Here is a 13,867-nt window from a genome sequence, read left to right on the forward strand (position 1 = left end):
GCAATGATTGTAATTGCAATCCTTTGCACGGGCAAGCGATATGCGTGCCGGTCCACTTCCCTCTTCAAGGTAAAAAAATGACGCTGAACAATCCTGAAACCGTGCGCATGGCGTATGCCGTGAAACTGACGAATGCGCAGATCGAGGCGGCGAAGCAGTTGTATGCCGCGCACTTCGGCGGCGCCGACAATCCGCAGGCGCTGGCCGCCATCATCGGGGCGCTGGCGCGCAACTACAGCTCGGCCGTGGCGGCAAATGTGCTGTAGCCAACAAACAGGCAAAAAAAAGCCCGCTGCGGGAGCGGGCTGAATCTAATTCCTGTGAGGAAGTAGAGGAGACAGGTGAATGATGCCGCATTGCAGCATCATTATCCAATTGCATGTTGTGATGATAGAGATACGATCCATCTATATCTCAGCCGTATCCCTCTCACCGCCTTCTCAGCTCCCTCTTCCCTGCTTACATCAAGTTATCGCCGCGCAAGGTTTTCGCTGCCGCCACCATGTTCGCCAAGGCAGGAATGACTTCTTTCCAGCCCCGCGTCTTCAGGCCGCAATCGGGGTTGACCCACAGGCGCTGCGCGGGAATGCGCTCGGCCGCCTTGCGCATCAGCGTTACCATCTGTTCCTGGCTCGGAATATTGGGCGAGTGGATGTCGTAGACGCCAGGGCCGATTTCATTCGGATATTTGAAGTCATCGAAGGCGTCCAGCAATTCCATGTCGGAACGCGACGTTTCGATGGTGATCACGTCCGCATCCATGCCGGCGATCTGCGCGATGATGTCGTTGAATTCCGAATAGCACATATGCGTGTGGATCTGCGTTTCATCGGCCACGCCATTGGCCGTGATGCGGAACGATTCCACGGCCCAGCGCAGGTACTCGGCCCATTGCGATTTGCGCAACGGCAAGCCTTCACGCAGCGCCGCTTCGTCGATCTGGATCACGCGGATGCCGGCCTGTTCCAGGTCCTGCACTTCGGCCCGCATGGCCAGCGCCAGCTGGTAGCACGACACGGAACGGGGCTGGTCGTCGCGCACGAAGGACCAGTTCAGGATGGTGACGGGGCCCGTCAGCATGCCTTTCATCGGCTTGTCCGTCAGCGACTGGGCGTAGGTGCTCCACTCGACCGTCATGGCGCGCGGGCGGCTGATGTCGCCAAACAGAATGGGCGGCTTCACGCAGCGCGAACCGTACGATTGCACCCAGCCAAACTGGCTGAAGGCGTAGCCGTCCAGCTGTTCGCCGAAATACTCGACCATGTCGTTGCGTTCCGCTTCGCCGTGCACAAAGACGTCCAGGCCCAGGGTTTCCTGTTCCTTCACGCAATGGGCGATTTCCGCCTGCATCAGTTTCTTGTAGCTGGCTTCGTCCAGCTGGCCGCTGCGGAACTGGCTGCGCGCCTGGCGGATTTCCGCCGTCTGCGGAAACGAACCGATGGTCGTCGTCGGATACAGCGGCAGTTGCAGCAGTGCAGCTTGCTTGGCGGCACGCCCGGCATAGGCGCCGGTACGCTGGCCCAGGCCGGCATCGATGCGGGCCACGGCCGCCTTCACGTCCGGATTGTGCACGCGCGGCGACTGGCGGCGCGCTTCCACGGCCGCGCGATTGGCGTCCAGCGCGGCCTGCACGGCGGCGCGGCCATGCTTCAGGGCGCCAGCGATGGTGTGCACTTCATCGAGTTTTTGACGGGCAAAGGCCAGCCAGGAATGGATATCGGCATCGAACTTTTGCTCGCTGTCCAGGTCGACGGGCACGTGCAGCAAAGAGCACGACGGGGCGATCCACAGGCGCGCCTGCAGGCTGCGGTGCACGGGTTCCAGCCAATCCAGCGCTTCGTTCAGGTCCGTCTTCCAGATATTGCGCCCATTCACCACGCCCAGCGACAATACGCTGGAGCCTGGCAATTGCGCAATCACTTGCCCCACTTCATCGCGGGCGTTGATGGCGTCCAGGTGCAAGCCCTGCACGGGCAGCTTGCATGCCAGCGCCAAGTTGCCTTGCAGCTTGCCGAAATACGTGGCCAGCAGCAGCTTGACGGCATGGCCCTTGCTCAAGGCGGCATAGGCCGTGGCCAATGCCTGCTGCCAGGCGCCATCGAGCTCCGTAACGAGGATGGGCTCGTCAATCTGCACCCACTCCACGCCTTGGGCGGCCAGTTCCTGCAACAGTTGCACGTAGACGGGCAGCAAGCCATGCAGCAGCGCCAGCTTGTCGGAATCGTCCTTGGCCTTGCCCAGCCACAAGTAAGTGACGGGGCCGATCAGCACGGGCTTGGCTTTCACGCCCAGCTGGCGCGCTTGCGCCAGTTGCTGCAGCAAGCGGCTGCTGTCGAGCTTGAATTGCGTCTCGGCAGAAAATTCCGGCACGATGTAGTGATAATTGGTGTCGAACCATTTCGTCATTTCGCCGGCGTGCACGCAGCTGCAATCGCTGTCGCTGGCCGAACGGCCGCGGGCCACGCGGAAATAGTTGTCGAGCGCAGCCCCCGTCAGCGTGCGCACGCGCTGCGGCAGGTTGCCCAGGGTAAAGCTCAAGTCCAGCACCTGGTCGTAGAAGGAAAAGTCGCCCACGGGCGCCAGGTCCAGCGCGTCCTGGTCTTGCCAGTGGCGCTGGCGCAATTCGGCGCCGTGGCCTTCCAGCGCGGCCAGCGTGCTATTGCCCTTCCAATACTCTTCCAGCGCGAATTTCAGTTCGCGTTTGGCGCCGATGCGCGGGTAGCCCAGATTGTGTGTCGTGACGGTCATGGTGGTCGTTCCTCCTGGTGAAGTATGGAGACATCATAGACGCTTCCATTCATGAAAAATAATGGTGAAATTTCATTAATCCATTATTAATATTCATGTGAGCCCATCCATGAGCACACCCGACATGAGGGACACCCCCCTGGCAGCGGCCGGCCTGGCCACCTTGCAGGAAGATTTCAAACGCGCCAGGCTGGCCTGGCCGGAAGGCAAGAACAAGGTGCTGCTGCACTCGTGCTGCGCGCCGTGCTCGGGCGAAGTGATGGAGGCGATGCTGGCGTCCGGCATCGATTTCACGATCTTCTTTTACAATCCGAACATCCACCCGCTGAAGGAATACGAACTGCGCAAGGATGAAAACATCCGGTTCGCGGAGAAATTCGGCATTCCCTTCATCGACGCCGATTACGACCGCGACAACTGGTTTGCGCGCGCCAAGGGCATGGAAAACGAGCCCGAGCGGGGCATCCGCTGCACCATGTGCTTCGACATGCGTTTCGAGCGCACGGCCCTGTATGCGCACGAGCACGGCTTCCCCGTCATCACCAGCTCGCTGGGCATTTCGCGCTGGAAAGACATGAAGCAGATCAACGGCAGCGGCGTGCGCGCGGCCGCCCATTATCCGGAACTGCTGTACTGGGAATACAACTGGCGCAAGGGTGGCGGCGCGGCCCGCATGATAGCGATCAGCAAGCGCGAAAATTTCTACCAGCAAGAGTATTGCGGCTGCATCTATTCCCTGCGCGACAGCAATAAACACCGGGTGGCCATGGGCCGCGAGCGCATCCACCTGGGCGTCAAGTTCTACGGCCGCAACGACGGCACGGAAGATACGCCCGTCAAGGACGACGGCACGGAAAAATAGGCAAAAAAAAGCCCGCTGCGGGAGCGGGCTGAATCTATTTCCTTGGAGGAGATAGAGGAGACAAGTGAATGATGCCGCGTTGCAGCATATAAAACCACTTTATATTCGTGATGTCAGAAATACGCAGCAGTGATATTAGGGGCAACAGATCATTCCATACGGCAACTTCTACGCGGCCGCTTCCGTTTTCCCGTCGCCGGAACGCAACATATTCTTGATGCCGCGCAAGGCTTGCCGCACCCTCGCCTCGTTTTCGATCAGGGCAAAGCGCACATATTCATCGCCATATTCGCCGAAACCGATGCCGGGCGACACGCTCACCCTGGCTTTCTGCAGCAGCAGCTTGGCAAATTCCAGCGAGCCCAGATGGCGGTAGGCTTCCGGGATATGCGCCCAGATATACATCGATGCCTTCGGTTTTTCCACCATCCAGCCCGCTTCATGCAAGCCTTTGACCAGCACGTCGCGGCGGCGCTGGTACTGGGCGCAGATCTCCGTCACGCAGCTTTGGTCGCCTTCCAGCGCGGCAATCGCCGCCACCTGCACGGGCGTGAAACTGCCATAGTCGTGATAGCTCTTGATGCGCGCCAGGGCCGCCACCAGTTCCGCATTGCCGACCATGAAGCCGATGCGCCAGCCCGCCATGTTGTAGCTTTTCGACATGGTGAAGAATTCGACGGCCACGTCGCGCGCGCCGGGCACCTGCATGATGGACGGCGCCTTCCAGCCATCGAAGGTGATGTCGGCGTAGGCCAGGTCATGCACCACCAAAATATTGTGCTGTTTCGCCAGCGCCACGACGCGCTCGAAGAATTCCAGTTCCACGCATTGCGCCGTGGGATTGGACGGGAAGCCCAGCACCATCATCTTCGGCTTCGGATAGCTTTCGCGGATCGCCCGTTCCAGCTCGGCAAAGAAATCCACGCCCGGTCCCATGCGCACGGAGCGGATATCGGCGCCCGCGATCACGGCGCCCCAGATGTGGATGGGATAGCTGGGGTTGGGCACCAGCACCGTGTCGCCCCGGTCCAGGGTGGCCAGCATCAAGTGGGCCAGGCCCTCTTTCGAACCGATGGTGACGATGGCTTCGCTGTCCGGGTCGATGTCGACCTCGTAGCGCTTCTTGTACCAGTGGGCAATGGCGCGGCGCAATCGGGGGATGCCCTTGGAGGCGGAATAGCCGTGCGTGTCGGGGCGTTTCACCGTCTCGACCAGCTTGTCCACGATGTGGGCCGGGGTGGCGCCATCGGGATTGCCCATCGACATGTCGATGATGTCCTCGCCACGGCGGCGCGCGGCCATCTTGAGTTCGGCGGTGATGTTGAAAACGTAGGGGGGAAGGCGATTGATGCGCGAAAAGCTGCGCGGAGCTTGGCTGTCGGTCATGGTTATCTCTGTACGTAAGCGCCCGGATCCGTCCGAGCGACGTTGGCGCAGTGGCTGCACCTGCAACGATACTAACCCGGCTTCGCAAGAACTGGCAAGTGCGTAGTCTAGCCGCTACAATAGCGACTGATCGAAAATGAGCGCACCGGTTGGTAACCCGGTAAGTGCCTGGCACCGTCCGGCATGCTCCCGCCCACGCGGACCCGCGGCGCTGACCCTTGGCTGTTACACCAGCCGGGGAGGTGGTCTGGTTCGCGCATTTTTTCCGCCACGCCATCCCTCCCCTGCTTTGATTAGGAAAATAAACGGATGGCAACACACGACACGGCAGTAAGCAACATGACCCTGGACCGCGCCGGCATGGAGCAGCAGCTGGCGCAAGCGGTGCGCCACTTCATCGATTGCGCGTTCGACGGCGAAAACCTGGCGCGCCTCGACTTGCAGGGCTGCACCTTCGAGCGCTGCTCCTTTGCCGACACCAATTTGTTTGCCAGCAAGCTGGCACGCAGCGTCTGGCGCCGCTGCCGCGCGGGCAGCGCCGATTTCGAATCCGTGGACGCCGTCGACGCCAGTTTCGAAGGCTGCGACCTGAACAACACAAAATGGCGGCGCGCCAAGCTGGCCTCGGCCATCTACCGCGGCTGCAAGCTGACGGGCGCCGCGTTCGAGGAAGCGGCCCACCTGGGCCTCACCTTCGAGGACAGCCTGCTGGTGGGCGCCGACTTGCGCGGCTTCTCGTTCCGCAAGGCAATACTCAAGCAGCTGGACTTTTCCGACGCCTACCTGGCCGGCTGCGACTTCCGCGACGCTGTCTTCGAAGGGGGCAGCCTGCGCAACGCCACCATCAAGCTGGCGAAGTTCCAGGGCGCCGACCTGCGGGGCGCCGATATCGACGGTTTCAAACTGAGCGAAGCAGCCTTGCTGAAAGGCGCCGTCATCACGCATGCGCAGGCGGCCAACTTCATGCGCGCGCTCGATCTCGTGGTGATTTAATGTAAAAAGGCAAAAAAAAGCCCGCTGCGGGAGCGGGCTGAATCTATGTCCTTGGAGGAGATAGAGGAGACGAGTGCATCTTGCGGCATCGCGGCATATCACGCCACTTTATCTTCATGATGATAGAAATTCCTGCCAGTGATAATGAGGCGTAATCAGGGTTTCAAGCCGTGCGGCGCGTGGCCAGGGGTAAAAATTCTCCCAGCCACACCAGTAGGGCCAGTCCCGGAAACGCCATGCCGGTCAGCAAGGTCGCTGGCCAGCCGTAACTCGCATACACCCAGGCGCCAATGGCCGAGCCGGCCGCGCCGCCGGCAAAGAACAGGGCGAAATACAGGCCGTTCAGGCGGCCCCGCACTTCCGCACCCAGGCTGAAGATGGCGCGCTGGCCCAGCACCAGGTTGGCCGCCACGCCCATGTCGAGCACGATGGACGCGATGACCAGCAAGCCCAGCGCCACATGTTTCGACTCGGGCGCAAACATCGGCAAGGCAAACGCGACGATGCCCAGCGCCAGCGCGGCAGCCGTGGCCGGCAAGGTGTGGCCCGCGTCGGCCAGGCGGCCCGCGATGGGCGATGCCACGGCGCCCGCCATGCCCACCAGGGCAAAGATGGCGATGCCCGTTTGCGACAGGCCGAACGCGGGGCTGGACAACACCAGCGGCGTGACGGTCCAGAACAGGCTGAAAGCGCCAAACAGGCCCGCATGATAGGCGGCGCGGCGGCGCAGCACGGGCGTGCCCAACAGCAAGTGCCACAGCGAAGCCATCAAGGCCGGATAGCGCATGTTCGACACGGGCTGGCGCACGGGCAAGGTGCGGCGCAGGACGGCAGCCAGCGCCAGCATCAGCACGGCGGCGCCGCCGAACACCACGTGCCAGCTGGCGTGCGCGGCCACCAGCGAAGCCACGGGGCGGGCCAGCATGATGCCCAGCAACAAGCCGCTGACCACCTTGCCCACCGTCTGCCCCCGCGTCGCTTCCTGCGACAGGTGGGCGGCAAACGGCACGATCACTTGCGCCGCCACGGAACCGAGGCCGATGGCCAGCGCGGCGGCCAGGAACACGATGGCGCCCGTGGAGAGGGCCGCCACGACCAGGGCCGTGGCCGTTACCAGCAAGGCCGTGACGATCAGGCGGCGGTTTTCCAGCAAGTCGCCCAGCGGCACGACAAACAGCAGGCCCAGCGTATAACCCACTTGCGTCAGGGTGACGATCAGCCCGGCCGCCTTGGCCGACAGGCCCGTGGAGGCGCTGATGGGACCGACCAGGGTTTGCGCGTAGTACAGATTGGCCACGATCAGGCCGGAAGCGATGGCCAGCAGCAGCACCATGGCCGGTGCAATGTCGTGGGAGGCAGAAGATGAGGCCTTGTTCATGTTGTTTCCTCGGTTCGATAGGGATGTCGCTATTCTAGGCAAAGCCGGGGCAAAGATAATTAGGGCATAATCCACTTACACTTTTCACATAAGATGAACAATATAAGGAAAGCTATCCCATGGACAAGATCAAGGCCATGCAGACCTTCGTGCGCATCGTCGAAGCCAACAGTTTTTCCAAGGCGGCCGAAACCTTGAATTTGCCCCGCGCCGCGCTGACGGCCACCCTGCAAAAACTGGAAGCCTACCTGGGCACGCAATTGCTGCAACGAACCACGCGCCGCTTGTCCCTGACGCCGGAAGGGGCTGACTACTTTCGCCACTGTATCGACATCCTGAAAGCCGTCGACACGGCGGAACTGGCGTTCCGCGGCCCCGACGCGAAAAAGCCCCGTGGCTTGCTGCGCATCAACCTGCCCAATACGGTGGGCCGGCGCCTCGTCATGCCCCATATCGCGCAATTCCACGCGGCCTGGCCGGACGTGCAATTGCAGCTGAGCCTGACGGACCGCCTGGTCGACCTGACGCAGGAAGGCATCGATTGCGCCTTGCGCGTGGGGACCTTGCAGGATTCCGCCTTCATCGGCAAACAGGTAGGCCTGATGCGCTTCGTCACGTGCGCCTCGCCCGCCTACCTGGCGCGGCACGGCACGCCGCAGACCCTGGCCGACCTGGCCACGCACCGGGGCATCATGCATTACTCGGGCCGCACGGGACGCGCCTTCGACTGGGATTTCCTGCAGGATAATGAAGTGGTGCGCGTGCAGATGGCGGGCCCCATCGCCGTCAACGACGCGGACGCCAGCGTCGATTGCGCATTGCAGGGACTGGGGCTGGCGCAGGCCGCCGTGTACCAGGTGCGTGCGCACCTCGACAGTGGCGCACTGCGGGCCGTGCTGCCCGCTTGCCCCCCCACGCCCATGCCCATGTCCTTGCTGACGCCGCAAGGCCGGCTGGCTACGCCCAAGGTGCAGGCGTTTGCTGGCTGGATCACGGCCTTGCTCGATGCCAATATGGATCTGCAGCCGCCGCCTGCCGGGGCGGCCGCCGCATGGGCCGGCTAACGGGGACAAGCAGGCACACGCCTGCGCCGCCCCTGCCCGGCCCAGGCCGTTACGGCATGGCCGGGCCGCTGGCCAGTCCGGCCGGCAGCAGGATGCCGCCGTCGAGCACGCTCAATTGCAAGCCCGGCAGCACCTGGCGCGATGCCGTGCCGGCCACGCCGGCCACGACAGGCGCGGCTGGCGCGGCTGCCGCTTTGCCGCTATGGGCATGCTCCGCGACCACCATATTGCCCGCCAACGGCACGGCGGCGACGGAAGCGGCCGCTGCCGTCACCGCGTTACGCAAGGCTTCCGCCGGCTTTACCTTCAAGCTGCCGGCAACATAGCCGATCGCATAATTGTTCGACGTCTGCCCTGCGGCGGCAACCTTGTAGTTGCCGGCAGGCGAACCCGCGCCAGCTTCCGTACTGAACAGCAATTCGCCGCGCAGTTCCGATGCCACGCTGTCGCCTGCCAGCAAGCCCGCATAGCTGGCGTCAAAGACAGGATTAGGGCGCCCCTGGTCTTTCTCGGCATTGTTCACCGTCACGGTCAATTTCGCCTGGGCAATATCCGCCCGCGTCGACGCCGCCGTGTTGACCACATAGTTACCGGCGTCCAGCCCGCTCAGGCGTATGCCATCCACGCGCACCGTCTTGCCCTGTCCCGCATTCTTGTCGGCAAACTGGGCAGCATTGCTGCTGATGCTCAGCTGGTCGCCGGCGAGGCGGTCATCGCGCCAGTTCACGCTGGCAGCGACGCTCGCATCGTACACCTTGTCGACACCCGTGATAGCCACCGTCAACGCTGCCGGCGTGATGCTGGCCGTCAAGCCGCCCGGGCCGGTCACCGTGTAGTTGCTGGCCGAGCCGCTGGCCGTGTCGGCCAGGGCCGTGCCCGTCACCGTCACCGCCTTGGCCTTGCCTGCGTTCTTGTCGCCGAAGCTGGCCGTCATGCCGGCGATGTCCAGGCGCTCGCCTTCGACCAGGCCGGACAGCACACCGCCGCTGAGGCTGGCCTGGCGCGTGCCGTCGTAGACCTTGTCGCCGGCCACCGCACCCGTCACCGTCAAGGCCTTGGGTGTGATGCTGGCCGTCAAGCCGCCCGGCTCGGCCACCGTGTAGTTGCCGGCCAAGCCGCTGGCCGTGTCGGCCAGGACCGTGCCCGTCACCGTCACGGCCTTGCCCTTGCCCGCGTTCCTGTCGCCGAAGCTGGCCGCCATGCCGGCGATGTCCAGGCGTTCGCCATCGACCAGGCCGGACAGCACCCCGCCGCTGACGCTGGCCTGGCGCGTGCCGTCGTAGACCTTGTCGCCCGCCACCACGCCCGTCACCGTCAAGGCCTTGGGTGTGATGCTGGCCGTCAAGCCGCTCGGGTCGGCTACCGTGTAGTTGCCGGCCAAGCCGCTGGCCGTGTCGGCCAGGGCCGTGCCCGTCACTGTCACGGCCTTGGCCTTGCCCGCGTTCCTGTCGCCGAAGCTGGCCGCCATGCCGGCGATATCCAGGCGTTCGCCATCGACCAGGCCGGACAGCACGCCGCCGCTGATGCTGGCCTGGCGCGTGCCGTCGTAGACCTTGTCGCCCGCCACCGCGCCCATTACCGTCAAGGCCTTGGGCGTGATGCTGGCCGTCAAGCCGCCCGGGCTGGCCACCGTGTAGTTGCTGGCCAGACCCGTATCGCTGGCCAGCACCGCGCCCACCGTCACGGCCTTGCCGTTGCCGGCGTTCTTGTCCGAAAAATAGCCGCTCAGGCCGGACAAGATCACGTTTTCCGAGCCGACGAAACCGCTCAAGGTACCGCCCGTCAAGCGCGCGTCGGCATTGCCATCGTAGATTTTGTCTTGCGCCGCGACGCCGTCGAGCGTCAGCGCCTTGGGCCGGATGGTGCCCGTGATGACGGCATCCGTGGCGGCCAGGATATAGTTGCCGCTGTCGGCGCCAGCCAGCGTGATATCGCTGACATACACCGTTTTTCCGCTGCCCGCATTCTTGTCCGCGAAATTGCCTCTGGCGGTGACCACGGCAAGACTGTCGCCGCTGACCATGCCGTGCAAGACGGCCGAAGCGCCGTTCAGGCTGGCACGCAGGCCGCCGTCATAGACCTTGTCATCGGCCGTGATGCCCGTCACGCTGCTGATGGTGGCCTGGGTGATCGCGCCGCTGAAGTCGCCGATGGGCGCCAGCGTATAGTTGCCGGCCGCACTGCCGCCCAGCGTGGCGCTGGCCGTAATGGCGAGATTGCTGCCGACATTCTTGCTGGCATAGGATCCGGACAGCAAAAAGCTCAGCTTGGCCACGTCATCGCCCAGCACGCCACTGAGGCTGCCGCCAGACAGGACGGCAGAGGTGTTGCCGTCATACACTTTGTTGCCCGCCGAAACGCCATTCAGGCTGATCTGGCGCGGCGTAATCGTCACGCCGCCATCGACATAGCTAATCAGGTAGCCATTCTGGGCCGAGGAATACACGCCGCTGGCCCGCACCACATAGTTGCCGGCATTGACCGGACTGCCGGACGCGTTGTCATATGTCAGCGAGCCTTGCAGCAAGGAAGGATCCACCACCCTGGAATAGCTGACGGTGACGGGATCGCTGGCCAGGCCATCATAGACCTTGCTGCTATGCGACACCGTCACCACCAGGGGCGTCAGGAAGGAACGCAGCAATGGCGTGTTCTGCCCATCGTAAATCACCCAGGTATTGTTCAAGTCCCACGCCGGGCTGCCCGCGCCGTTGCTGCCGTTGTAGTTGGCCAGTTTTTTCAGCTCGGCCGAGCTCAGGCCTGTGCCGCCCTGGCTGCCCGCCTGCCCGCTGACCTGCGTGTCCCAGTAGCTGCCCGCGGCATCGGCGGCGGAGGCGCCGCCTGCCAGCCCGCCCAGCCCCGCGGCGCCGCTGACGGCGACGGCCGCATAGCTGTTGCGGATGCTGCCGCCGTGGCTGTCGCCGGCCAGGCCGCCCACATTGACGCCGCCCGTCGCGCTGCCCGCCGCGTAGCTGTTGACGATTTCACCCGTATTGCTGCCCACGAGGGCGCCGACCTGCGCATCGCCCGCGACATTGCCGGTAACGAAACTGCCGCTGATTTTGCCCGCGCTCGCGCCGGCGAGCGCGCCCACATCGCTGCCGCCGGTGATCCTGGCATCGCTCAAGCCCAGGTCCGAGATGCTGCCAGTTTTGCCGAGGCTGCCGATCAGGCCGACGGCAGCGCCCCCCTGCCGGAAGATGCGCAAGTCGGAAATGATGTGGCCGGCGCCATTGAGGCTGCCCGTGAACGGTGACGCGGCGTCGCCGACAGGCACGAAACCGCCGCCGGTCCAGATATCGCCGCCGGCCGTCGCCCCCGCGCTGAAGCTGCTGCCCAGGGTATAGGCTGCCGCCTTGTCCATCGCCATCAGCTGCAACTGGTGTGGGGAATTGATGGTGGTCGAGTACTCGCCGCTGAACATCGGCAAGGTGCCGCCCTTGCCGTTCATGCTGCCGTTCGCTCCCACCGTCACCCAGTTATTGCCCGTGGCGCCAATTGCCGTCGTAAAGCTGAACGAGGTATAACTCGATGGATCGCGCATCGCACCGTCCGCCAGGCCGACGATATTGCTCGTTCGGCCGTTGCCTTGGCCCAGGCCCGTCAGGCCGTGGTTGGCGCTGCTGTTGTAATAGGCATTGCTCACGTAGCCACTGGAATCATTGTAGCCAACGATGCCGCCCCGGTTATCGTGCTGCGCATTGACAGCACCGAAGGAATAGACATTGTCCACACTCCCCCCGTTCCGGCCGACGATGCCGCCCGCATAGTTGCCCGCATTGACGCTGCCAGTGGCATAGCTGTTGCTGATCCTGCCCGCATAAACGTCACCGACGAGGCCGCCAAAACCCTGCTCGGACTGCACATCGCCGGAAGAGTAGACATTGCCTGTCGCATAGCTGTTGCTGATCGTCCCGCCCAGCCGGCCAGCCAGTCCGCCGGCGATGGAACTGCCCGTCACGCTGCCCGTCGCATGGCTATCGCTGATATTGCCTGAAGTGAATGCCGCCAGGCCGCCAGTAAAGACATCGCCCGCGATATCGCCCGTGGCAAAGCTCTTCATGATGGTGCCAGCGTTTTCAAGCACCAGGCCCCCGGCCGTGCCCTCGACCACGCTCACCTTCATGCTGCTGCTACTGTTGCTGACGATGCCGCCACGTTGATTTTCAGCAACCAGCCCGGCCGCACCGCCACCATAATGGGGACTGTGCTCGATACTGCCGCTGCTGCGGCTGTTGTTGATCACGCCGCTATTCACGCCCACCAGGCCGCCCGCGTAAATATACCCCGCCAGCTTCAGCTCTCCGTACGCACTGACGTTATCGATCAGGCCCGCGTTATTTGCCGCCAGCACGCCCAATCGTATCTGTCCGAAGCTGCCTTCCGGCGCCTGTATCCGGGTATTGACCAGATTGACGTTGCGCACCACGCCCGTAGCGCCGATGGCGCCGAACATGCCCACGTCGGCATAATCCGACAGCCGGGTGAGTGACAATCCCGTGACGTCATGCCCCAGGCCGTCTACCCTGCCCGTGAATGGCGTCCCTTTGCTGCCGATCGGCACGAAGCCCTTGCCGCCGTCCCAGTCGAGCGTGGCACTGGCATCGAGGTGGCGGCCCAGCGCATAGTTGCCTCCCAGGTTGGCATTCATGCCCTGCAAATCGGCTGCGCTCAGGCTGCCAGCCGCACCTACGCTGTTGATCACCGTATAGCTGATGACTGCGCCATTCGTGCCCAGCCTGGTGCTGAAGTTATTACCCGACGGCAAGTCCACTTCCGCCTTGACGTTGTAGGTGGACAGATTGCCGGCCGCGACCCCGCTCTGGCCGTATTCGAGCGCCAGGCTGGCCGTGCCGGACCCGCGCAGCGGCGCATTGATATTGATATTGTTGTGCGCCGTCAAGGTCAGCTTGTTGGCCGACCAGCTGATCGTGTCGTTGACATTGATGTTGCCTGCGGCGCCGCCGCTGGCGACCGTTGCGATGGTGACATTGCTGGACTTGAGCGCATTGCTGTAAAACGCGCCGGTCTGGTTGCCGCCCGATGCCGCGATCGTGAAATCGGTCGGATCGATCAGCCACATGCCCGTCGCGCCCTTCGTCGCGGCCGTGCTCACCTTCAGCCCATCGTCGATCTTCACGTGCGCGGCCGAGGTGTCGATGAAGCCGCCATTGCCGCCCTCGGGCGCGCTGGCGTCCAGCGTGCCCGCTGCGTTCACCGTGCCGCTGTGCATGTCGCCCAGCAGCTTGATCGTGCCGCCGCGCGTGTCGATGCTGTGCGCCTCGATCACGCCCGTGTTGTTGACGACGGTTTTCAGCAAGTCGCCCGCCGCCTGCGCCGTCAGCACCACGCTGCCGCCATCGGCCTGGATCAAGCCGCCGTTATTCACCAGCGCGCCCACGGCGCCCCCGTCCACCGCCACGTTCAGCAAGCCAT

At 63.6% G+C, this 13,867-nt stretch carries 8 protein-coding genes; 4 read left to right on the forward strand and 4 right to left on the reverse strand.

Features of this window, described 5'->3' with window-relative positions; all coding sequences use genetic code 11:
* The first annotated feature begins 77 nt into the window (after nucleotides 1-77).
* Nucleotides 78-266, forward strand: coding sequence for a hypothetical protein (locus GCN74_RS25205; RefSeq protein ID WP_152259205.1), 189 nt, complete (start codon nucleotides 78-80; stop codon nucleotides 264-266).
* A gap of 193 nt (nucleotides 267-459) precedes the next feature.
* On the opposite strand, the gene metE is transcribed toward GCN74_RS25205, so the two are convergent.
* Nucleotides 460-2,748 (reverse strand): 5-methyltetrahydropteroyltriglutamate--homocysteine S-methyltransferase, encoded by a 2,289-nt coding sequence (metE, locus tag GCN74_RS25210; protein WP_152259206.1) that lies wholly within the window; start codon nucleotides 2,746-2,748, stop codon nucleotides 460-462.
* 124 nt (nucleotides 2,749-2,872) lie between these two features.
* Here metE and GCN74_RS25215 point away from each other — a divergent pair, with 124 nt between their 5' ends.
* Nucleotides 2,873-3,610 carry an epoxyqueuosine reductase QueH gene (locus GCN74_RS25215; RefSeq protein WP_226939207.1) on the forward strand — a complete coding sequence of 246 codons (738 nt, stop codon included), beginning with the start codon at nucleotides 2,873-2,875 and terminating at the stop codon, nucleotides 3,608-3,610.
* Between the two features lie 168 nt (nucleotides 3,611-3,778).
* Here the strand turns inward: GCN74_RS25215 and alaC are convergent, their stop codons facing one another.
* On the reverse strand, nucleotides 3,779-4,996 hold the full coding sequence (alaC, locus tag GCN74_RS25220) for an alanine transaminase (RefSeq protein WP_152259207.1): 1,218 nt from the start codon (nucleotides 4,994-4,996) through the stop codon (nucleotides 3,779-3,781).
* Between the two features lie 309 nt (nucleotides 4,997-5,305).
* Between alaC and GCN74_RS25225 the strand changes: the two genes are divergently transcribed.
* The gene (locus GCN74_RS25225) at nucleotides 5,306-5,989 is read left to right on the forward strand and encodes a pentapeptide repeat-containing protein (protein WP_226939208.1); all 684 of its coding nucleotides are present in this window, start codon (nucleotides 5,306-5,308) and stop codon (nucleotides 5,987-5,989) included.
* A gap of 163 nt (nucleotides 5,990-6,152) precedes the next feature.
* Here GCN74_RS25225 and GCN74_RS25230 read toward each other — a convergent pair whose 3' ends face one another.
* A complete protein-coding gene (locus GCN74_RS25230) occupies nucleotides 6,153-7,367 on the reverse strand; it encodes an MFS transporter (protein ID WP_152259208.1) in 1,215 nt (404 codons plus the stop codon).
* Between the two features lie 119 nt (nucleotides 7,368-7,486).
* On the opposite strand from GCN74_RS25230, the gene GCN74_RS25235 reads away from it, so the two are divergent.
* Nucleotides 7,487-8,431, forward strand: a complete 945-nt coding sequence (locus tag GCN74_RS25235) for a LysR family transcriptional regulator (RefSeq protein ID WP_152259209.1) — start codon at nucleotides 7,487-7,489, stop codon at nucleotides 8,429-8,431.
* Between the two features lie 49 nt (nucleotides 8,432-8,480).
* Here the strand turns inward: GCN74_RS25235 and GCN74_RS28950 are convergent, their stop codons facing one another.
* Nucleotides 8,481-13,853 carry a beta strand repeat-containing protein gene (locus GCN74_RS28950; protein ID WP_226939209.1) on the reverse strand — a complete coding sequence of 1,791 codons (5,373 nt, stop codon included), beginning with the start codon at nucleotides 13,851-13,853 and terminating at the stop codon, nucleotides 8,481-8,483.
* Between the last annotated feature and the right edge of the window lie 14 nt (nucleotides 13,854-13,867).

The organism is Janthinobacterium sp. FT14W, assembly GCF_009208755.1.
GTDB classification, from domain to species: domain Bacteria; phylum Pseudomonadota; class Gammaproteobacteria; order Burkholderiales; family Burkholderiaceae_D; genus Janthinobacterium; species Janthinobacterium violaceinigrum.

Bases quoted from the DNA above. Each gene is read 5' to 3' on its own strand.
- metE (WP_152259206.1), bottom strand. From the start codon at position 2,748: ATGACCGTCACGACACACAATCTGGGCTACCCGCGCATCGGCGCCAAA.
- GCN74_RS25235 (WP_152259209.1), top strand. From the start codon at position 7,487: ATGGACAAGATCAAGGCCATGCAGACCTTCGTGCGCATCGTCGAAGCC.
- GCN74_RS25205 (WP_152259205.1), top strand. From the start codon at position 78: ATGACGCTGAACAATCCTGAAACCGTGCGCATGGCGTATGCCGTGAAA.
- alaC (WP_152259207.1), bottom strand. From the start codon at position 4,996: ATGACCGACAGCCAAGCTCCGCGCAGCTTTTCGCGCATCAATCGCCTT.
- GCN74_RS25225 (WP_226939208.1), top strand. From the start codon at position 5,306: ATGGCAACACACGACACGGCAGTAAGCAACATGACCCTGGACCGCGCC.
- GCN74_RS25230 (WP_152259208.1), bottom strand. From the start codon at position 7,367: ATGAACAAGGCCTCATCTTCTGCCTCCCACGACATTGCACCGGCCATG.
- GCN74_RS25215 (WP_226939207.1), top strand. From the start codon at position 2,873: ATGAGGGACACCCCCCTGGCAGCGGCCGGCCTGGCCACCTTGCAGGAA.